The 20,640-nt window shown below is 69.7% G+C and carries 17 protein-coding genes and 1 pseudogene; 8 read left to right on the top strand and 10 right to left on the bottom strand.

The genetic code is table 11. The features are described from left to right. Nucleotides 1-32 precede the first annotated feature (32 nt). From PZB75_RS31180 to PZB75_RS31155, 6 genes and pseudogenes are all read left to right on the top strand, one after another. The gene (locus PZB75_RS31180) at nucleotides 33-2,180 is read left to right on the top strand and encodes a tetratricopeptide repeat protein (RefSeq protein ID WP_275539045.1); all 2,148 of its coding nucleotides are present in this window, start codon (nucleotides 33-35) and stop codon (nucleotides 2,178-2,180) included. A gap of 148 nt (nucleotides 2,181-2,328) precedes the next feature. Next, nucleotides 2,329-3,528, top strand: coding sequence for an MFS transporter (locus PZB75_RS31175; protein WP_275539044.1), 1,200 nt, complete (start codon nucleotides 2,329-2,331; stop codon nucleotides 3,526-3,528). A gap of 55 nt (nucleotides 3,529-3,583) precedes the next feature. Beyond that, entirely contained in the window at nucleotides 3,584-5,113 is a 1,530-nt protein-coding gene (locus tag PZB75_RS31170) for a transcriptional regulator, XRE family protein (protein ID WP_275539043.1), read from the top strand. A gap of 102 nt (nucleotides 5,114-5,215) precedes the next feature. Continuing rightward, a pseudogene (locus PZB75_RS31165) lies at nucleotides 5,216-6,179 on the top strand (asparaginase). Next, complete coding sequence (locus PZB75_RS31160; RefSeq protein WP_275539042.1) at nucleotides 6,179-6,667, top strand: DUF296 domain-containing protein; 489 nt, start codon at nucleotides 6,179-6,181, stop codon at nucleotides 6,665-6,667. The pseudogene PZB75_RS31165 and the gene PZB75_RS31160 overlap by 1 nt, the downstream one beginning before the upstream one ends. Before the next feature lie 85 nt (nucleotides 6,668-6,752). Next, nucleotides 6,753-7,274 carry an NUDIX hydrolase gene (locus PZB75_RS31155; protein ID WP_275539041.1) on the top strand — a complete coding sequence of 174 codons (522 nt, stop codon included), beginning with the start codon at nucleotides 6,753-6,755 and terminating at the stop codon, nucleotides 7,272-7,274. 171 nt (nucleotides 7,275-7,445) lie between these two features. On the opposite strand, the gene PZB75_RS31150 is transcribed toward PZB75_RS31155, so the two are convergent. Then, nucleotides 7,446-8,498 (bottom strand): phosphotransferase, encoded by a 1,053-nt coding sequence (locus PZB75_RS31150; protein ID WP_275539040.1) that lies wholly within the window; start codon nucleotides 8,496-8,498, stop codon nucleotides 7,446-7,448. A 595-nt stretch (nucleotides 8,499-9,093) separates the two neighbouring features. Here PZB75_RS31150 and PZB75_RS31145 point away from each other — a divergent pair. Beyond that, on the top strand, nucleotides 9,094-9,483 hold the full coding sequence (locus PZB75_RS31145) for a hypothetical protein (RefSeq protein WP_275539039.1): 390 nt from the start codon (nucleotides 9,094-9,096) through the stop codon (nucleotides 9,481-9,483). 80 nt (nucleotides 9,484-9,563) lie between these two features. On the opposite strand, the gene PZB75_RS31140 is transcribed toward PZB75_RS31145, so the two are convergent. The 8 genes from PZB75_RS31140 to PZB75_RS31105 all read right to left on the bottom strand — a co-directional run bounded on the left by PZB75_RS31140 (nucleotide 9,564) and on the right by PZB75_RS31105 (nucleotide 18,663). Then, complete coding sequence (locus PZB75_RS31140; RefSeq protein ID WP_275539038.1) at nucleotides 9,564-10,559, bottom strand: alpha/beta fold hydrolase; 996 nt, start codon at nucleotides 10,557-10,559, stop codon at nucleotides 9,564-9,566. Further along, nucleotides 10,556-11,572, bottom strand: coding sequence for a beta-ketoacyl synthase N-terminal-like domain-containing protein (locus PZB75_RS31135; RefSeq protein WP_275539037.1), 1,017 nt, complete (start codon nucleotides 11,570-11,572; stop codon nucleotides 10,556-10,558). Before PZB75_RS31135 ends, PZB75_RS31140 begins: the two co-directional genes overlap by 4 nt. After that, nucleotides 11,569-12,705, bottom strand: a complete 1,137-nt coding sequence (locus PZB75_RS31130; protein WP_275539036.1) for a beta-ketoacyl synthase N-terminal-like domain-containing protein — start codon at nucleotides 12,703-12,705, stop codon at nucleotides 11,569-11,571. Before PZB75_RS31130 ends, PZB75_RS31135 begins: the two co-directional genes overlap by 4 nt. Beyond that, a complete protein-coding gene (locus PZB75_RS31125) occupies nucleotides 12,702-14,495 on the bottom strand; it encodes an AMP-binding protein (RefSeq protein WP_275539035.1) in 1,794 nt (597 codons plus the stop codon). The genes PZB75_RS31130 and PZB75_RS31125 overlap by 4 nt, the downstream gene beginning before the upstream one ends. Nucleotides 14,496-14,609: 114 nt before the next feature. After that, nucleotides 14,610-15,386: a nucleoside 2-deoxyribosyltransferase gene (locus tag PZB75_RS31120; protein ID WP_275539034.1), complete on the bottom strand. Its 777-nt coding sequence runs from the start codon at nucleotides 15,384-15,386 to the stop codon at nucleotides 14,610-14,612. 75 nt (nucleotides 15,387-15,461) lie between these two features. Continuing rightward, a complete protein-coding gene (locus PZB75_RS31115) occupies nucleotides 15,462-16,181 on the bottom strand; it encodes a uracil-DNA glycosylase family protein (RefSeq protein ID WP_275539033.1) in 720 nt (239 codons plus the stop codon). Between the two features lie 16 nt (nucleotides 16,182-16,197). Further along, a complete protein-coding gene (locus tag PZB75_RS31110) occupies nucleotides 16,198-17,487 on the bottom strand; it encodes a methyltransferase domain-containing protein (RefSeq protein ID WP_275539032.1) in 1,290 nt (429 codons plus the stop codon). A 174-nt stretch (nucleotides 17,488-17,661) separates the two neighbouring features. Then, nucleotides 17,662-18,663 (bottom strand): aldo/keto reductase, encoded by a 1,002-nt coding sequence (locus tag PZB75_RS31105; RefSeq protein WP_275539031.1) that lies wholly within the window; start codon nucleotides 18,661-18,663, stop codon nucleotides 17,662-17,664. Between the two features lie 303 nt (nucleotides 18,664-18,966). On the opposite strand from PZB75_RS31105, the gene PZB75_RS31100 reads away from it, so the two are divergent. After that, a complete protein-coding gene (locus tag PZB75_RS31100; protein WP_275539030.1) occupies nucleotides 18,967-20,097 on the top strand; it encodes a DUF296 domain-containing protein in 1,131 nt (376 codons plus the stop codon). Here the strand turns inward: PZB75_RS31100 and PZB75_RS31095 are convergent. Continuing rightward, nucleotides 20,046-20,624, bottom strand: coding sequence for a tyrosine-type recombinase/integrase (locus PZB75_RS31095; RefSeq protein WP_275539029.1), 579 nt, complete (start codon nucleotides 20,622-20,624; stop codon nucleotides 20,046-20,048). The two genes, PZB75_RS31100 and PZB75_RS31095, sit on opposite strands and share 52 nt — an antisense overlap. Nucleotides 20,625-20,640: the final 16 nt, after the last annotated feature.

Here is a 20,640-nt window from a genome sequence, read left to right as displayed (position 1 = left end):
CCTTACCGGACGCGACGACGAGGTATCTGGCGATGACCGAGCAGGCCCCCGGGACTCCGCTCCGGCCCGCGGTGGTGACCAACACCGTCGGCGGGGACGCCGTCCTGCACACCAGCGTGCAGGCAGGCACGGTCGGCGCCGTCCATTTCCACCAGCCCCGTCACGAGCCGCCGGTGCCACGGCAGTTGCGGCCGGTGGCGCCCGCGTGGACCGACCGGGAACGGGAGCAGGCCCAGCTCACCCGGTGGATCGAGACCCAGCCCAAGTACGCCGTACCCATCGCGGTGCTGACCGGGCCCGCCGGCATCGGCAAGACCGCGCTGGCCGAACGCCTCCTCCACGGGCTGTCCGCCCACTACCCGGGCGGACAGCTCCACGTCGATCTGCGCGGACAGGACCCGGACGGTCCCGCCCACCCCGGGGAGGTCCTCAGCCGACTGCTGCGCTCCATCCTGCCGGGCCCGCTGCCTGCCGGTGCCGAGGAACTCGCGACCTGGTGGCGGTCCGCAACTGCTGCCCGTGACCCGATGTGCCTGCTGCTCGACGGGGTCTCCCACGCCGACGAGATCCACCGTCTACTGCCGGGCGGCAGTGGGCACCTCGTCGTCGCGACCAGCCGTATCCCGCTGCCGGAACTCGCCCGCCATGGCGCGGCCGCCCTCGCCCTGAACCCCCTCGACCGCTCGGCCGCCAGCTCTTACCTGACGCGATGCCTCGGCCCCGAACGCGTCCAGCGGGAACCGGAAGCCGTCACCGAACTCATCGCGCTCACCGCCGGCCTGCCCCTCGCGCTCGCCCTCAGCATCACCCAACTCGCCCGGCACCCGGACCGGCCGCTCAGCGCTGCCACCCGCGCCCTGAGCGAACGCCGCCGCTGGACCGCGAGCACCAGCCCCGCCGCCGACCTCCCCGGAGCGATCGTGACCTCCGCCCTCGATACCGCGTACGCGGACCTCTCCCGCCCCGCCGCCCGCCTGTACCGGAAGCTCGCCCAGTTACCTGTGCAGAGCGTCGACAGTTCCCTCACGGCCGCCGTCGCGCTGCTCGGCCCGGCCGAAGCAGCCGACCTCCTCGAAGAGGTCGCCACCGGCGGCCTTCTCCTCCGGGACGGCACGCACCCCGTACGCGGAGCCGTCTACCGCTACTCTCGCTCCGCTCTTGTCCATGCACGTGACCACGCGGTGCGGGAGGAGACGGACGGAGCGGAGAGCGAAGCCCGGCGGCGGGCGGCCGACTGGTACCTGGCCGCGACCACTGCGGCCGAGCGGCTGGTGACCCCCAGCCACCGCCAGCTCGACCGGACCTACGTCTACCCCGCCGAACACCCGCTCGTCCTTCCCGACCGGGCGGCGGCCCTGTCCTGGCTCGACGCGCAGTCCGCCAACCTCCTGGCCACGATCCGCGCCGCGCACGCGGGCGGCTCGTACGGGCTGGTATGGCAGCTCGTCCACGCCATGTGGCCTTGGTGGCGCGCCGCCCGGATGTACGACGCGTGGGTCGACGTCCACCGCCTCGGCCTGGAGGCCGCACGCCTCTACAACCACGCCCTCGCCGTCCAGGAGATGGCCAACACCCTAGGCATTGGCCTGCGCGGCACGCGCGCCTTCGACGAAGCGGGCCAGTGTTTCACCGACGTTCTGGCCAGCGCCCGCGCCCGCGGCGACGCACGAGGTGAGGCGCAGGCGCTCCACGAACTCGGCGTCACCGCGTACGAGGCCGGACGCCCCGAGGAAGCCGTGGGACACCTGGAACAGGCACGAACTCTGCGCGAGCGCACGGGTGACCCCCGCGGCATCGCCCTGTCCGATGTTCTGCTCGGGCAGGTCCATCTGGGCCGCGGCGACGCCGCGGCAGCCGTCGATACCCTCGCCACTGCCCGGGCAGCCCTGATCGAGGTCGACGACCCGCACGACGCGGCCCGGGCCCTGGCCTGGCTCGGCCGGGCGTACTCGGCCGCCGGGCGCCACGACGAAGCCCGGCAGGCGGGCTCGACGGCGCAGCTCGAGTTCGAGCAGACGGGATCGCGTCAGTGGATGGCCCGGAGCCTGGAACTCCTCGGCGAGAGCGTTGCGACAGCAGGCGCCGAGGACGAAGCCCGCGAGCTCTTCTCCCGCGCGCTGGCGTCGTACGAGCCGCTGAGCGCCACGGACGCCGCACGCGTCCGCGCTCGCCTGTCCTGACGACGGGCCACTGCCTTGACGGCCGACAACCTCCGCGCGTTTGCCTCTTCTGACTCTTGGAGCACCTTCTGTGACACCGGCATCGGACACCAGCAGCCTCTTACGGCGTTCCGGCGGTAGGTCCAAGACGCGGTCCCTAGGGTTTCTGTTGGTCGGCGAGGGCATCGGCTACGCGGGAACCGCCGTCCACAAGGTCGCTGTCCCCGCCCTCGCTGTCCTCTACCTCAACGCCAGCACCGGTCAAGTCGCCCTCCTCGCCTTCGCCGCAACCGTCCCGGCGCTGCTCGTCTCCTTGCCCGCCGGCGTGCTGGTCGACCGACATCCCGCACGCGCCGTCCTGATCACCACCGACCTCGCGGCAGCCGCTGTGGCACTTTTGATCCCGGCCGCCGCCGTCCTCGACATGCTGACGATGCCGCTCCTCTACTCGACCGCACTGGCCCTGGGCTCCCTGTCCGTCCTGCACACGGCCGCCTCGATGGCAGCTATTCCCCTCCTGGCCGGCTCCAGGCAGTTCCACCGGGCCAACTCGCACTTCACCGCTGTGATCACCACGGCCGGCGTCACCGGGAGCGCCCTGGGCACGGTCCTCGTCGCGACAGCCGGGCCCGCCCGGGCCCTGGTCGCCGACGTCCTGTCCTTCGTCATCTCCGCGTGGTGCGCGGTCCGCGCACAGGGCCTTCCCGCGCCCGGCCAGTCGCAGGCGGCCCGGCGGCCGATGCTCGACGAGATCCGAGAGGGCCTTCGCTACTCCGCCGGTAACCGCGTGCTGCGACCGCTGTTCCTGACCCTGATCGGCACCGGCGTCGGCAGCGGTCTGACCACCACCCTGCTGGCCTACCACCTGCTGACCACGGTGAGGGTCGGCACGACCGGTCTCGGCTCGATCATGGCTGCGGGCAGTCTCGGCGGCCTTACCGGAGCCCTCATCGCACCCCGCCTCGTCGGACGTTACGGCTCCGGCACCGTCCTTGCCGTCGGGTTCGTAGTCCACGCCCTGATGCAGATGCCGCCGATCGTCGCCACACCGGGCCCGGTCTGGCTGACCGTCCTCACCCTTGCCGGATTCGGCCATTTCGCCGCGGCGACATGCGTGGGGACCACCCAGCGGACCGTTCAGCAGTGGTACAGCCCGCCACGTCTACGGGCCCGCGTCCAGCAGACCGCGCTGTGGCTGATCAACGGGTTCCGACCCCTCGCCGCCCTCGCGGCCGGCGCTTTCGCCCTCTTCACCAGCGTCCGCGCCGTCATGTTCATCGGCATCCTCGTCCTGTTGCTGTTCGCGGCCACGCTGTGGTGCTCTCCCGTCCGTCGCCTGACGGCGAAGGACGGAGGGATCGCCCAGTGAGGCTGAACGAACGCCCCGCGAGCAGCCCGGCTCTGGAGACATCGAGGCGGACGCCATGACCCACTCAGAGGGGTCACAGACCCGGACCGTCGTGCCCCTCCTCTTTCACCTGCTGGACGCTCCGGAGCTCAACTGCGCTTCACCGACCAAGTTCCGGGTCCTCTGGCCGATCATGGCCGAGGACGCCGCGAAGGCATTACAGGAGCCGCGACTCGCTAGGGTCCGGCCTTCCCCGGCTACCTACAAGAGGTGGCTGGCCGGAACCCACATTCCTCGCGGGGACCTGCGCACCATCCTTGAGGCCTACTTCGGCAAGAAGGCCGAGGCCCTCTTCCAGCTCGTCCCCATACGTGACTTTGTCCACCCCCGTCCGCTTGACCGAAGGACGCGTACCGCGGTCCGAACCCTGGACTACACCTGGCCCACCTCCCGGCACGTCCCCGGTGACCCGGACGCTGGCATCTTCGGGAACTGGGAGCTCGCCGGCGGACGGCACTTCGACGGCACTTCGATCGGCGTGCAGATCTATGAAGCTCAGCCCCGCGGCGACGTCATGAAGATCAGCTCCGCAGACCTCCCCCACCTGGAGACCTTCGTCCGCTCCTCGCGCAGAGGCGTCATCCTGGCCTCCCCCGGTGCCGCAGGCGGGTCCGGCCTGTACGTGATGGACGCCGCGCTCGCCCGCCAGAACCTCGCTGTGGGCCAGGACTCACGTGTACCGCTCGCCTACGAGCTGGACGACCTGGTCTACGCCATCATCTGGGCGCTGCACGTCATGGACGACGGCCTGCTGGCGGACGACAACCCTCTCTTTGACCGTGCCGAACAGCTTCGGCACTACGTCAGGATCAGTAACTCCGCGCCGCCACGATCCGAGATGCCCGACCTGTCCCCCATAGGCGCCGCATGGCTGGGCTCCAGCCTCTGCGCCCAGTTCATCGTCCGCCATCTCGGCGACCTTCCCGAGGTACCTGCGTTCTGGACCCGCGAAGCCACTGGCGAGGAGTGCGCACCCTGGTTGCTGTTCAGGCACAAGCACGACTACCTGCAGAACGTCGCCGATCGCTTCGCGGGACCGGGGAACGCGCTCGGTCGCGCGTTCTGCGTCCCCGAGTCCGTCGTCCGCTCCAGCGAGACATATGAGCGAATTCTCCTGTTCATCACGATCGCCATGATGGAGATGTACGGGGTCAAGGTGTGGCTGACCGCGGAGCCGGAGTACCAGGAGGTCGAGGGGTTCGTCCTGGCGAGCCACCGGGCCATACTCGCGAACTGGGTGCGCGGGGAGTCCGTCTGGCGGGTCGCCACGACCAGCGCGCGCCGGGAGGTCGCCCCCTACCAGGAGGTGATCGGCTACGCACGGGCCCATAGCCTGGTCGACGGGCCGACACCGGCGGCACGGCTCGCGGCCCTGGCCGACTACCTCGACCTGGACTGGACCTGGTTGACCGGCCGGGGCCGGAGCCTGGCTGAGGAGGGGCTCACCGGCATGCTGCGTCCGCGCAGTCGCCTGCTCACCCTCAGCGCGCTCGACCGGACCCTGTGCTTCCTCGGCAGGCTGGGCGGCCCCGCCGACAACCGATAGGCTCAACTCGCCCTGCTCAAGCACCGATTCGAGGACTGCGCGTTGACGAAGCCAAGCTCCCCTCCCACGGTGCTCGTGATCGGCCTCGGCGGCACTATCGCGATGACCCCCACCACCGCGGAGGGCGCGGCGAAGCCCACCCTGAGCGCGGATGACCTGATCGTAGCCGTGCCACAACTGGCCGCCACCGGCATCGTCGTCACGACGCAGTCGTTCACGGCCAAGCCGGGCGCGTCCCTGACGCTCGACGAGATCGAGGACCTCGCCCGGCCAGCTGCGGGCCATGGACAGCCAGGGCGCTTTCGACGGCTTCGTCGTGACCCAGGGCACTGACACCCTGGAGGAGACGTCGTTCCTGCTGAGCCTGCTGTACGGGGGCAAAACGCCGGTGATCGTCACGGGCGCGATGCGCGCCCCCTACCTGGCCGGAGCCGACGGGCCGGCAAACCTGCTCGCCTCGGTCACCGTCGCGGCGAGCCCCCAGACCAGCGACCTGGGCGTCCTGGTCGTCTTTAACGACCAGGTCTTCGACGCCGCGAGGGTCCGGAAGATCCACAGCACCAGCACGAACACGTCTACCGCCGACACCGGCCCCCTGGGCGTCGTGGCCGAAGGCCGCCTTCGACTCCTTGCCGTCCCGACGCACAAGCCGCTGCCCCTCTCCTCGGCGACGGCGCGCCGGGTCCACGTCGGGGTGTATACCGCATCCCTCGGAGACGACGGCAGCCTGCTGGCGCCGCTCCTCGAACAGGTCGACGGCATGGTCGTCGCCGGCTTCGGAGTCGGCCACGTACCCGCCGCCTGGGTGCCCGTCCTCCAAGAGGCCGCCCAGCGGATCCCGGTCGTCCTCGCCTCCCGCACCGGCGGCGGCACCACCCTCACCCAGGCGTACGGCTTCGACGGCTCGGAGAAGGACCTCCTGGAGCGGGGCCTGATCGGTGCCGGCCACCTGGACCCCTACAAGGCCCGCCTGCTGCTGACGGTCCTGTTGCGCAGCGGCGCCGACCGCGGCGCGGTCCTCGCCGCCTTCGCTCCTGCCGGGACGACACCGGAGGGCCGTGGCTGATGCGGCACGCAGAAGTGACGATGGGGCGCAGCTTCGCGCTGGCCTTCGACGACGGCGACGACTTCGTCGCGGAGCTAACCGGCTTAACCGGCTTCTGCCCCGAGATGGGGATCCGGCAAGCGATCATCCCGATGTTCCTCGGCGGGTTCCGGCAGGTGACATTGGTGGGAACGAACGGCCCACTGGAGAACCCGGAGGCACCCGTGTGGGACGAGACGGTGCTGCACACGGTGGAGGCCGTCGGCGCGGCCACCCTTGCCTGGAGCCCGGAGAACGACGCCCTCGCCCCGCACATCCATGTCGCGGTCGGCCGCAAGGACCTTGCCGCCGCCGGGAGCGTGTCGCATCTGCTGCGGGCGCAGGTGCAGTTCATCCAGGAGATGTTCCTCCAGGAGGTCCTCTCCCCCCGGATGGTGCGACCGCTGTGCGGACCGCACGCCGTCCCAACGCTAGGTTTCGTCCCGCGCCCCGAGACCGGGGCCCTGTGATGCCGCCGGGCACGGCCCGGCATCCCGTGAAGCCGGACGTGCCGCCGCACGCCGGTGATGTTCAGCGCCCGGCAGGAGCCAGACCTTGAAGACCTGCGACAACGCCTCCGTTGGCATCGTCATCACCGACCGCCACGGCCGCTACCTCATCTTCGATCGCGCCACCTTCCCCGTCGGCGCGTCACCGGCCGCCGGCCACATTGACGACCACGGCAGCGCCGAGGACGCCGGCCGCGCCGAGGTCGAGGAGGAACTCGGCCTCACCGTCACCAGCCTCACCCGCGTCACCGGCGGCTGGCGGGACAACCGATGCCGCCGACGTCCCGACGCCCGCGGCACCGGCCATGACTGGACCGTCTACCAGGCCACCGTCACCGGCGACCTCACTCCGAGCGCCCGCGAGACCAAGAATGTCCGCTGGATCGCCCCCGACGCCCTGCAGGAGCTGGCAGACCGCACGGTCGCTTACGCGCAGGGACGCGTGACGGACGCCGAGTTCGAGGCCGCGCCCGGCGTCGAACCGGTGTGGATGGAGTGGCTCGCCGACATCGCCGCGATCAAGGTCAGCCCCGACGATCTGCTCCAAGTGGAGCTGCTCACCCGATGATCACCGCCCCGCCCCGGCCCTGACCCTCCGCGACCCCGCCGCTCTCCGGGCGGCGGCCGCGCCGACAGGCGACCCTCAAACGCTGCCGGTGCGGCAGGCCCGGGCAGCCAGGGGAGTCCGCTGTGCAGGACCGCGGGCGAGGTGAGTACGCCGACAGCGAGGGTCCGCGGCTCAGCGAAGAGCGTCGCGCAGGACCTGCTCCAAGGCGGGCAGTTGCTCCAGAATCGTCAGCGCGGCCGCGTGCCGTGCCCGTGCGTAGGACTCAAGCGCAGCGTCGACGAGGTGGGGTCGGTCTACGGGGGCCGACAGGGGGAAAGCCGAGCAGAGCATGGCGGCGCAGCCGACGCGAACCGAGGACAGGAGGTCGGCCGTGGGTGCCGAGGGGTTGGCGTCTCGGTAGGCGAGGGCGAGGTCGGTGTAGCTCGTGAGCCACTTCTCGACGCCGTGGGACTGGAAGCTCTTGGGGTCGCAGCCCAGGCGCATGAGTTCCCAGGCGAGGTAGCCGGGTGCGGGGGGGCCGAAGTCCACGAGCGCGGCAACGGCGTCGTTCCGCAACAGGACGTTCGGGCCGGCCAGATCGCCGTGCATGACTTGGACGGTCAGCGGTGGAAGCCCGACGAGGACGTTCTCGACGTCCCCCAGGACGGCGTGCCGCTCCCGCGCCGCTTGCAGAGCCCATGCCTCGAACTCCCCCAGCCAGGGTTTGCGCTGGAAGGCGAAAATCAGCCTGGCGAAGCGGTCTCGGGCAGTGGCGACGTCGCAGATCGCGGCACCGGGTTCCAGCGCGGGTGCGGCGGCGGGGTGGGTGGCGAGCCGGCGGTGAAGACGGCCCATCGCTTCGCCGACCGCGGGCCAGCGTGCACCGGTCAGGGTGCCCTCGGCGGTCTCGGTGTGCGGCACGTACGACCACAGAGACATCGGAAGCCTCCCATGGGTCGCGATGAGTTCGTGGCCGCGCGTGCGGGTCGCCCGCGCGGTGGCGACGCCCCCGTCGGCGGCGTACTCGGACAGCTCGACCGACGCCAGCTCCAGATCCAAGTTGCTGCCCGTGCGGTAGACCTTGCCGAAGTGCTGACGGCCCGCCTGGTCCACGATGGCGTAGTTGTCCGTCGCGGTGCCTTCCGGGATGCGCGTGATCTCCGCCGGGCGCAGTCCGTACGCGAGCACCAGCGTCTCGGCGATCGCCGCGATCTGCTCCGGCGTGCCGTGGGATGCGATGGACATGATCTCCTCGTTGACATGCACAGCGGGCGTGGTCAGGAATGGGGTAGCGGGCAGCTGTAGCGATCAGGGCGGGCGCAGGCGCAGCGCAGGGCCGGGGCGCCGGTGAGGTGACCGCCTCAACCTCGGTTCCAGCCGCATCCGCAACGGCTGGCAGGCGGCCTGGCCGTTCGGTGAGCCGGGGCTGGCATACCACCGAGGTCCTCCCCGCCGGGCAGCCTTCGTCAACGCGGTCGACTGGTCGTTCTTCGCTCGTTCGGGTGGCGGAAGTCTCCCGTGCTCGTCCCGGCACCGCCACCGGCCGCCGACAGGGGATCGGCTGACGAGGCCGACACTGGGGCCCGACGCCGCGGACAGCGGCTGCTCGGGGCGGCAGCCGGGCAGGCCGTGGCGGCTCTTCGTGGCGCTGGCAGCCAGGGCGGCCTTGGGTCGGCCGAAATTGCGGCCAGGTGGCTGACTGGCGAAGCGCCACCGGGCAGGGATCTCCGTCGCATAGAGTGCGGGCGCGGGTGTGTTCACGGTTCGCCGTAAGGCGACCTTGGACGCCCTCGTACTTGTCGCCGCAGGCATCCCTCGGGCAGCACCACCAGGAGGAACAGTGTCGTCCCCGCAAGTGATCACCCCCGAGGAGAAGCTCGCCGAGGCGAAGGCGCAGCTGAACTTCCCGCAGATCGTCGCGATCTGCGGTTCCACCCGCTTCATGGCCGAGATGGCCGAGGCAGAGGTACGGGAGACCGAGGCCGGGCGGATCGTCGTCAAGCCGGGCTGCGACCTGAAGTCTCCGCAGCCGCTCTGGTCCGACCCGGTCGAGGCCGAAGCGCTGAAGGTTCGGCTGGACGCACTGCACCGATCGAAGATCCTTCTGGCTGATGAGGTGCTCGTGGTCGGCGACTACATCGGTGACAGCACCCGGTCCGAGATCGCCTACGCCCGGTCGCTGGGCCGGCCCGTGCGGTTCACGCACCCCGAAGTCGACCCCGACGCCTGAACGCCCGCCAACACGCCCTCCGCTGCCGCTCCGTCGAAGTTGATCGTCTGACGGGCGGCGCGGCGGCATGGCGAGCAGGCTCAAGGTGCTGCGGGTCGCATCGCGGCCGTGATGGCGGCGGCGAGCTGCTGCGGGTGGTCCAGCAGGTAGAAGTGGCCACCGTCGTACCTCGCGAGTCCGCGGAAGTCGGTCGTGAGCGCCTGCCAGGCGAGGAGTCGGTCCTCGCCGATCAGCGCGTCGCCCCTGCCGGCGAATGCCGTGAGCGGGACGGGCAGCGGCTCGGGGCTGCGGGGTGCGGCCCAGGTGTTCACAAGCTTGAAGTCGGCGCGGAACACCGGGGCGAACTTGCGCCAGACGTCGTTGTCGAGGAGCTGCGGTGGGCTGCCGCCGCCGCTGCGCAGCCAGGCGCGCAGTTCGTCGTCGGCCATCAGGTGAGGGCCGCAGCCGCTGGCGTCGCCTCCCGGAGCACCGTAGGCGGAGACCCCCAGCCAGGTGGGGAGCGCGCCGCGCTCTCGGAGGAGCCGGTGGGTGAGCTGGTAGCCGATCAGGGCGCCCATGCTGTGGCCGAAGAACCCGAAGGGCCGGTCGAGCAGGGGCGCGATGGCGACGTGGAAGTAGTCGACCAGCTGCTCGCAGTCGTCGATCAGCGGAAGGCCCTGGAGGCTGCCGCGGCCGGGCGCCTCCAGCAGGCACAGTTCCCAGTCCTCGGGGAAAAGCTCCGCCCAGCCCCGGTAGAGCAGGTGTGACCCGCCGGCGTGGTGGAGCAGGAACAGGCGCGCCGCTGGGTCGCTCACCGGCCTGGGTCGGATGAGCGGGGAGGGCAAGGTCGCGCGGTTGAGCTTCGAGGTGAGGAAGGCGTGCAGCTCGGCGAGGGTGGTGACGCCGCTGGCCACCACGGCGTTGTCCAGGACGCCGAACGCGCCCTCCACGCGGGTGAAGATCTCCAGCATCATCAGCGAGTCGATGTCGAGCTCGTGGGCGAAGTGCGCATCGTCGGTGACCTCTTCGGGCTCGGTCTCCAGCACGTCGGCTATCAGGGCGCGGAGCTCCTCGATGGTCACGCTCGTGGTGGTCATGGGTGTTGTCCTCGTTCCTGCGTGGACGGGCGAAGGGCTCGCGGCGGGGCCAGCAGCAGGGCGGCAGTCGCGTCGTGGCGGGGGCCTCCGGCGGTGGCCAGGGCGTTGCCGGAGGCGCCGCTGGCCAGGTGGGCGGCCGCGGCGGCGCATTGCAGGACGCCGAGCGCCCCGGACAGCGGACCCAGCTGGGATTCCAGGTCGATCCGGCGCGCGGCTGCGAGCAGGCGGCCCGCCGTGGTGCCGGCGGGTTCCGCCCCGTCCGTGAGCCACAGTCCGACGGGGCCTTCCGCGGGCTCGCCGGTGGAGACCAGCGCCTCGGTGAGGTTCCGGGTCCGTGCGTAGCCGGTGATCGTGGCGCGGGGCCGTGCGCCCCGGGAAGCGGCTGCGTCCGCAGGCTCCAGGACGACGGCGACCGCCGCGTCGGTGGACTGCTCGCCGAGGATCTTCGTCACCACGTGGTTGCCTGGCTCGACGCCGACGACGATGGCGGCCTCGGCGCGGCCGGCGACGATGAGGTTCCGGGCCCAGGCCACGGCGTCCAGACCGCTCGTTGCGCCGTTGCTGACCGTCAGGTTGGGGCCGCCCAGCCGGTAACGGATGGCCACCCAACCGGCGATGACGTTGCTGGACGTCTGCGGCAGCCCCAGGGGGCTGAGGCCCGTGACACCCTCAGCGGCGATGGTGTCGACGGCCCCGCAGACACTGTCCGCATTGCCGAAGTTGGTGCTGACCACGACGGCGGTCCCGCCGGCCGCGCCCGTGAACAGGCCGTCGGCGTCGGCCAGAGCAGCGTCGTGGAGGGCGAACTCGGCGGCGCGAAGGGCGAGCCGGGACGCCCGGTCCTTGTGGCGCAGCTCCCGTCCGACCAGTCCGGTGACCGGGTCGAAGCCGCCCTCCCCCGGCAGTAGTCCGAGGAGGTCGCCGGGCGTTGCGACGCCGGGAAGCGCCAGCCCGACGCCCGTAACGACGACCTCCCGGACATCCGCCCTTCTCCGCGTGCTCGTCGCGGTCATCGGATGGCCTCCACGATCGCGACGGCGTTGATCCCTCCGAAGCCGAACGCGTCGACCTGGGCGAGGCGCAGGTCGGCGGTGGTGGGGCGGCCCTGCACCAGGCCCAGTCCGGCGGCCTCGGGGATCGGGGCGGCCAGGCCCAGGACCGGGGGGACCGTCCCGCTCTTCATGGCGAGCACCGCCATCACGAGGCTGAGCAATCCCGAGCCGCCCATGGTGTGGCCGGTCATCGCCTTGATCGCCGTCATCCGCAGACCGGCGCCCGCGCCCTGGAAGACGTGGCGCAGGACGCTCGACTCCGTCTTGTCGTTGAGGGGGGTGCCGCTGCCGTGCAGCATCACCAGGTCGATGTCGCCCGCCCGCACCCCCGCTCTGGCGTAGGCGTCCCGTACTGCGCGGGTGATGCCGTCGGGGTCGGGCGCGGTGGCGTGGTGGCCGTCGCAGTTCATGGACACGCCGCGCACCCGGGCGTGCACGGGCCCGGTGCCGGTGCCGGTGCGCTGGACGACGACAGCCGCCGCGCCCTCCCCCATCAGCATGCCCTTGTGGGTGGCGTCGAAGGGGCGCAGCGCGTCGGGGAGATCGTTCTGCACCCGGTCGAGGGTGCCGAAGCCGCTCTCGGTGGCGGCATCGGTGCCGGCGACGATGACGGTGTCGGCCAGACCGAGGTCGATCATGTCCGTGGCCATGCCGAGCGCGTACAGCGAGGCGGAGCAGGCGTTGGCGAAGGTGTACGTGGTGCACGCCCCGAACTCTGCCTTCAGCGCGGTACCGAAGTGCAGGTCGTCGACAGCGACTTGCGCGCCGTCGCGCCACCACAGTTCGAGGCTTCGCTGCTCGCGCATGGTCGTGCCGACCAGCACGGGCACCTGGGCCAGGTCCTTGCCCAGGCCCGCGTCGGCGGCCGCCTGGCGGACGACGGTGGTCAACCAGCGGGTGGCACGCCCCGGCAGGTCGACGCCGGCCTCGGGCCGGTCGTCGATCTCGTAGGCGTAGGCCGCCCGGTACTTGGCCGGGTCGAACGCCTTCAACGGCGCGCGGCTCTCCTTGCCCGCGCAGAGCGCGGCGAAGATCTCTTCCGGGGTGGCGCCGATGTTGGCGATGGCCGCCATGCCCGTGATGTCCCACGTCATGCTCGGCTGGCCGCCTTCCTGAGCTCGAAGGCGGCCACCTTGCCGGTCGAGGTGGTGGGGAGCTGGTCGAGGAACTCCAGGCGGCCGGGCCGCTTGTAGGTGGCGAGACCTCCGCGTATCGCGGCGAGCACCGCGCGCCGCACCGCGGTCACCTCGGATCCGGGCGCGGCCACCAGGTACGCCACCGCCTGCTCCAGGCCGTCGGCGTCGCGGCCGCCGACCACCACGCAGTCCTGGACCCCGTCGACGCCGCGAAGGACGCTCTCGATCTCGCTGGGCACGACCTTGTGGCCGCCCAGGTTGAGCACGTCATCGGAACGGCACAGGTGGGTGAACGTGCCGTCCGGCGCACGGCGCACCACGTCGCCGGTGTAGGCGCCGCCGTCGGCGAAGGTGGCCGCCGCTGCTTCCGGTCGGCCGATGTAGCCCAGGGCGACGGTCGGGCCGGCGATGTGCAGCCGTCCCTGCTCGCCGTCGGCGACGGGCCTGCCGTCCGTCGCGCGGACGGTCGCGGTGGTCCCGGGCACCGGCACTCCGAAGGTCCCCGGCCGGTCCTCGCCTGGCGGGGTGCCGACGACGATGTAGAGGACCTCGGTTGCGCCGAGGCCGTTGAGCAGCTCGGCGCCGAAGGCGGTGCGGATCCGCTCACCGAGCGGGCCGGGCAGGTTCTCGCCAGCCGCCACGCACAGCCGCACGGAGTCGACGCTGACGGGGGCGAGCTCGTTTCCGGAGGCGTTCAGCAGGGCCGCGTACAGCCGCGGGACGGAGAACAGGACGGTCGGCCGGTGGTGCTGCAGCGCGGCAGTGAGGGAGTGGACGTCGACGGTGCCGCTGATGAGCGCGACGCGGGCGCCGGCCGCAAGGGGGCATAGGACGGAGCTGCCGAAGCCGAAGCCGAAGCTCATCCGGGCGCTGGACAGCACGGTGTCCTGCTCGGTCAGCGCCAGGACCGTGCCGATGCCGTGGGCCATGGCCGCGATCGCGCCCGACGAGTGCCGCACTCCCTTGGGCATGCCGGTGCTGCCGGAGGTGTACTGCACGAGCGCCTCGCCGCCCGCGCTCCACACGGCCGGGGGTCCGGCCTGTCCGGGCTGGTACGCGGGGCCGACTTCCGCCGTCGCCAGGCCGGTGCGGACGTCCGCACCGGCGAACCGGGTGGCCGTGGCGAACAGCTCCTCCAGGGTGCGCTGCCGCGCGGGGGTCGCGTCCAGGTGCACCATCGCGGCGTCGCAGTCCTCCGCGATGTAGCGCAGCTCGGCGTCGGTCAGGATCGGGCTGATCACCACGGGGACGCAGCCGTGCCACCACAGGCCCAGCACGGCGGTCACGGTCGCCACGGAGTCGTTGGCGACCAGCAGGCCGCGGGTGCCGGCGGGCACGCCCGCGACTCGCAGGGCGCCCGCGTACCCGCGGGCCGCCTCCAGCAGCCCCGCGTAGGTGATCTCCCCGGCCTGGGGGTCGAGGTAGGCAGTCCGGTCACCGTGGCCGGCACGGACGCGGGCCGCCACCAAGAGGTCGATCAGGTCGACGTCCTGGCGGGTCCTCGCCCGCTTCGCGAGCACAGTCACCGCGGCGTCCAGGCTGGTGAAGGCGGCTGCTTCCTGGGCGGACAGAGGTCCGTACTGGCGCTCGACCGCGACCACGACCTCGGTCTTCTCCAGGGAGCTCATGCCGAGGTCCTCGTAGAACAGGGCACCCGGCTTGATGGCGTCCTGGTCAACTTCCAGGACCGAGGCCACGATCCCCCGCAGCCTGTCGCGCACCGTGTCGATCATGTCGATGGGTTCCACCAGCGGATGGTCCTTTCCGTATCTACGTAGCCGAGCAGCGGGATTGGGATGGACGGAGAGCGCGGGCCGAAGGTGTGCCGTCGGGGCGGTGACCACCGGGACGGCAGGGTGTTCTCAGGCCCCCATGCCGACCTCGCAGGGGAAGGAAACGGACACGCCCCGGGGCTCCTCGGTGAAGATGACCCTCGTGCCGAGCGCGGACATGAAGCCGAGCTCGAAGACGGTGCCGCTTCCGACGCGACCGCCCGGGTTGCACACGACGACAGCGTCGGCCTGCCGGAACGCGTCCATGTGCACGTACTTGTGCCGCCAGGTGTCGCGGTGGTTCTTCAGCTGGTCCTGGTAGTCAAAAAGGATGAAGTCGGTGCCCTCGGTCTCCGGCTTGATCCTGGTGCTGCGGGGGCTGAGCACCTCGGTGCCGCTCTCGCGCAGTCGGGCGATGGTGGCCTCGATGAGTTCCAGCGACTGCTGGAAGCTGCCGCAGACGACGGCCGTCCGAAACTCCCGCCGGGCCATGCCTTCCACCATCTCGTCCGAGCCGGAGGCGGACATGGCCGTGTCCCAGTAGAACCGCTCGAGATCGGGCCCCACGATGTTGAAGTACAGGCCCGTGTCGACGTAGACGCTGTTGACCAGCGCGGCCGCCTCCGCCTGCGGCAGCTGCTGGAACACCCCGGTGGCGTGCACCCGCGTGGTCTTGTTGTCGACGGCCTCGGCGTACTGCGTGAGCCCGACGCAGAACTCGCCGACGCGCTCCGCCAGCGCCTCACCGTCGAGGCCGGCTGCGAACGGGAGCGGGTCCTTCGTGAGCAGGTCCAGCGTCCCCCCCTGGTGGCGGTGGACGCTGACGTGTTCCGAGCCGAAGTGGACCAGGATCCTGCCTTCTGACACCACGATGCTGTTCTCCTTCTTCTCGATCCGTCGTGGTGGGTGCCCTCGGCCAGAGGTAGGCCGAGGGCGCCGCTGCTAGTCGCCTTCTCCGCGCAGAGCACGGAGGTATTTCTCGGCGAACTCTTCTTTCCTATCGCCGTTGTACTGCATGATGAATCGCGGGTGCTCCAAGGGAACGATCTCCTTGAAAAAGCCCCGGCCTTCGTTCACCTTCGTGAGGAATTTGAAGTTTCCGCCGCTGCCGATGCTGTAGCACACCGAAGTGTCGGTGCCGAATTCCAGCTGACGCTCCAGGGCACCCACGAGGAATCCTTCCAGGGCTTTCAGAAGTTCATTGTTCTCGTAGTAGTTGGCGTTGGCCTCTCTGCCCTGGGGGGTCGTCTTCACCAGGCCGAGCGGGCACACGAAGCTCATGACGAAGTCGGCGTAGAACCGTGGCCGTCCCCCGTAGCGCGTGATGACGTCGTGCAGGAACCCGGCGGAGGGCCGGCTCACCGCGTAGCCGTCGGAGACATCGACTCCCGTGTCGCTTTCGAGGAGCTTGGCGTCTTCGAACGGGACCCCGGTCACGGCCGTGCCCCGCCGGGCGGGCGAGCTGCCCAGGATCAGCCGGCGGGGCCTGTCATCGTCGTAGTGTCGGCGGTAGAACGCGGTCGTCACCTCGCGGACGCGCTCCTTCTGGGGGCCGCTGAAAGGGTTGACAACCCTGTACCCGGGGGGTAGTTCGAGCGTCGTGTCCGCGAGTCCCTCGTTGAACTGCAGGATGCGATCGGCAACCATCGTTTGCCCGTTCATTGCAGAAGCCCTTCCTTCACGCTGCCCCTCCAGGCCCGTCCGGTCGCCCCGGCCTCCTACGGCCCCTCGCCCGGAACTGACGGGAAGTCGCGACCGCCGACAGGTAGATCTCGGTACTTGTTGGGAGAATTCGAATATCTTTGAATCCAGCGCATTCGAGCTCCGCGCCGATCAGGTTCGCCGTTTCCATTCCACGGTAGAGGTCGACGAAATCAGTTCCGGGAATGATCAACCCTGGCACGACGCAGCCCCGCTGAGTATACAGAAACCCGTTGGCCACGGAGACGATAATCACCGCGCTTGATTTCAGTACTCTGTGCGCTTCCCGGGCCGCTGCGGACGTGTCGAAGAATGATGAATTGTACGTCCTCAAGGAGACATACAGATCGAAATTGTCGTCTGGTATGACGGATAGATCCTCGGCGCTGGAGATGACGATTCTTGAACGAGGAATTCGCCTGCTTATGTTTGCAAGGCCACTTTCCGCGATATCGGCGAAGGTGATATGCGGGCAGTCTGAGAACAAGGCTGTTGCCTCGTGGCCGGCGCCGACGCCGACGTTGAGGACGCTGACTGCGGACAGGGGTCTTGTGGACGACTTCCTGTACACCGACATGAAATCGTCGGCCCACCCCGCGTTGGCGGTGCGAGCGTCGTGCGTGTAGTCGTAGGTGCCGTACTTCGTGTTGAACGCGCTGGCCAGCGCGTCTGCTACGGCGCGATCCGCTTCTTCGTACTCGGCTCCGTACCTCTGGTGGATGAGTGTGGCGAGCGCCGTCCTCCCCCGGTGCGCGTTGACGTCGTCTTTAGTCAGCGCGAACCCCATGGACAACAGCTTGGTGGTGACGGCCTCGCTGATGCGGTGGGTGGAGTAGTGAGGGTTGCACTCGATGCTCTGCCCGCTCGCCGCGTAGAGATCTCGGTTCTGGTCCAGGATGTGGCGTTGCAGTTCGTCGGGGAAGCGCAGCACCTGGTCCCGCTCCGTGACGGGATCGCCACTGCGGTAGCTCGTCAGCGCCGGGTCCGGCAGACCGATGTACACCGTGTCGATCCGCACGTCCGCCAAGAGCTCGGCCAGCTCGAACGACCCGGCCTCCGACAGGGTGTTGATCGTCAGGTAGACGCTGTGTGCGCTGGACACTCCGAGTTCTCGGGCCTTGCGCCGCAGCGTGCGACTCCAGGACACGCCGGGCTCTTCGCCCTCAAAGGCAGAGCAGATCAGCCCGCTGTGCCCGGAGACGAGCGCTGCGCCGGCCCGCCTGCCTGGCTGCGGCATCGCTTCGGCGAGGTTGATGGCGTAGGTCATCCAGGAGGTGCTGTCTGGCCTCACGGTGTCTCCCCCTTGGTGATCTTCACGGGGCGTCATCGCTCCTCGGTTGCGTGGGCGGCCCGACTCGCGCCGGGGAATGGCCGTACGGGTGCCGTTTCGTTGAAGCGGGGCCGGCCGGCCGCCTCCAACTCGGTTCGCTCAGCCCGGACTTCAGGCACTGGTAGTTGACGGCCACCTGCTGTGGACCGGTGAATCCGGCAAAGACGATCGAGTCCGGGCAGCGCCGGAGGCAATCAGGAGGGCGACCCGGGCGAGGTCATCCGGGGCGGAACCGAACCGATCCCGCAGGGGCTGCAGGCCTCGCTCGACGACGTCCAGGACCGGCGCGGTGATGCGGGAGCGGACGTCGCCAGGGCCGAAGGCCGTGCCCGGAAGGTACTTGCCGGCGAGCAGACCCCGGCCCAGAGGTTCCGTGATCATGGTGACGACGTTGTGGCGACGGGCGAAGCTGAAGATGTCCTCGTCCTCTTCGCTGCCGGCGGCCCTATGTTCAAGTGGTGGCTGGCTGAGGGGATTGAAGGGGGTGGTGATGACCTTGGGGTCGAACTGTTGGACGAGGAACGCGAACCGAGCCGCGCTTACCTGGTGGCGGTCACCTGCGGTCTCTGCACCTGCCGCCAGCCGGTTCGGCGCCCTCATCCCGAGTGCCTTGACCCTGCCGAGGTGGCGCAGGGCTTCCAGCGTCTCGCGCGCCTCCTGGAGGTACTGATCGCGAGGGCCGAAGTCGGTGTGGTGCAGCGTCAGGACATCCAGCGATTCCACGCCGAGGTTCTCAAAGCTCTGCTCCGCCTGCCCGTGCAGGATCAGGGAGCCGTACGCATTGACGCTGGTGCCCCTGAAGGCCCCGACCGTGCTGGTGATGCTGACGCTTTCGCGGGGCACCTGAGCAAGCAGGCGGCCCAACAGCCACTGGGAGTGCTCGAGACCATAGACGTCCGCGGTATCGAAGACAGTTGCTCCCTCTTCGCGGGCGCGCAGGAGGGCGTCGACCGCGCAGTCGTCGTTCACGGATGCCCATCCTGTGGCGTAGCCCAGGTTGGTTGCCGGTCCCCCGATGGGCCGGCAACCGACGCCGAGAGGGTGCTCGTCCCATCCGGCGACCAGGCGTCGCCGGGGCAGGCGTGAAGCGGACACGGCGGGGCTCGCTCTCATCGCGAAGGACAGGACTTCAGCTCAGCTTGCCGTGGTGGAGCAGAGCGCTGAGGCAGTGGTCCCGGAACTCTGAAGAGAAGTGGGGCGGAGTGCGGCTCTCATCAGCCCCGCTCTCACCGTCGCACCCCTCTGAACGAGAACTCCAGCTGCCCACCGGCTCATATCGGGGGTCATTCCCACGAGGAGACGACCCATCTACCAGTATTTGGACCAGAAATGACCAGATTTGGGGCTGCTCACTACGGAAGGGAAGGCTGAACTGAATGACCCTCGATATGAGCCCCCGCGTACCTGGCCCCGCTGATGGTTGCAGGGCAGGCTTGTGACCGGCTCCCCAGCGGTCAAGACGTGCCGGCAGTGCTACGGGTCCATACCGGCAGGCAGTTCGTGCTTGCCCTCGACCACGAGGAAGACCTCTTGGACAGCCTCACCCAGTTCTGCGCAGACCAGGGCATCCGGGCCGGGTACATCCCGACGTTCGTCGGTGGTCTCCGCTCGGCCCGGCTGGTGGGTTCTTGCGAACCTCTGGCCGATGCCAAGGACCGGCGATGCTATTCACAGTTCTTCCGCATCGTCACCTACGGAAGGGTTGTCGTGATCGCTCTCGTTTCGTCGGTTCTCGGCACTCTGTCCGGAGGCGAAGCCTGGGCAGTCGGCTTGGCAGGCCGACGGCTTGTGCCTCAGCTGCTTCGCTGCCAGGACGAGGTCAACCAGGTGGTGGTTGTACTCCGTAAGCACCTCCCAGCTCTACCGCGGGCGGCGGATGGGCCGCGACGGCTTGCGGTCCTCGGCAGTTCCGTCCCGACCGACTGCATGGGCTCGCGGGCGCATCTGATCCTGCTGGCTGGGACCTCACACCACCTCTCAGTCGGTGCCCGGTGTGAAGCCCACGATCGACCACCCAATGAACGGGGCGGACGCCTCCGTACGGCAGTACACCCCCGTGAGCGCCGTGCGCCGGTGTCCGCCCTCGGGCTCCGAGTCCCGTTCCGGAGACAGCGGTGCCATCCCCCGTCACTGCTGTCTCCGGAATATCGGAGCGAGACGCAGGGCCCTAGCGCTGCTGTCTCCCGGCTGCCGTGGCGAGGGCGTCGCTGCGGCAGCCGGTCCCTCTCCACCGCTCTTCTGTCCATCCCTCCCCAGCGATGTTTCTCCCGAGGCCTTGTCATGTGTCAGCACAAACCCATCTGCCCTCTGCCGAAGCCACGGACCGGGAGGCCGCCATCGTGGTCGCGGCCCACCCGGATCAGGGATGGTCGCAGTTGTGCAACGGTGTCCTGCTCTTCGAGGTTATGTCGATCTCTGCGGTCGGCAGTGTCTCTGAGCTGCTGGGTTGCGACACGGACAGGTCTATGCCGGACGACGGGATCGTCGCCAACCAATCAGCGGATGCTGGCCGTAATCGTCTTCGCGACTTGGGTGGGCGAGAGATGAGTGGTGTCGATGACTTCGGCCTCTCGTCGCATCCAGGTAAGTGCACTCTGGTAGCGCGGGATGTGGTCCAGGCGCCATTGCTGGACGCCGGTTTCGACGGTGTCGCTCTCGATGCGCCGGGCCAGCGTCTCCGGATCCAGCGCGACGGCTTCGCCTTCGGTGTTGACCTTGAGCGACTTCTCCCAATGCTCGCGCAGGGTCTTCTGGTGCAGCCGGGCGTAAATGGCCGTCATCTGCGGCAACATGTGATCAAGCAGTTGCTGGACGATGTGCTGCGGGACGTTGGCGTTGATGAGTCGGGTGCCGAGCGTGTGGCAAAACTGGTGGAAGGTCACCCGCGCGGGGCCGCCGTGCTCGTCGATGAGGCGGATGCGCTCCAGCCAGGTCTCCATCTGTTCGCGGCACCAGCTGTCCGAGACGGCCTTGCTGTCGTTGAGGTTCGCCACCCAGCCGGGGAACAGGAAGCGGCTTCCGGCAGGGAAGCGGGCTTGGACGCGCTTCTGTTGTGCGGCGATCTCGTCGGCCAAGGCTTGGCTGATGGGG

The organism is Streptomyces sp. AM 4-1-1, from assembly GCF_029167625.1.
GTDB lineage: Bacteria > Actinomycetota > Actinomycetes > Streptomycetales > Streptomycetaceae > Streptomyces.
This window is presented reverse-complemented; position numbering and strand designations above follow the sequence as displayed.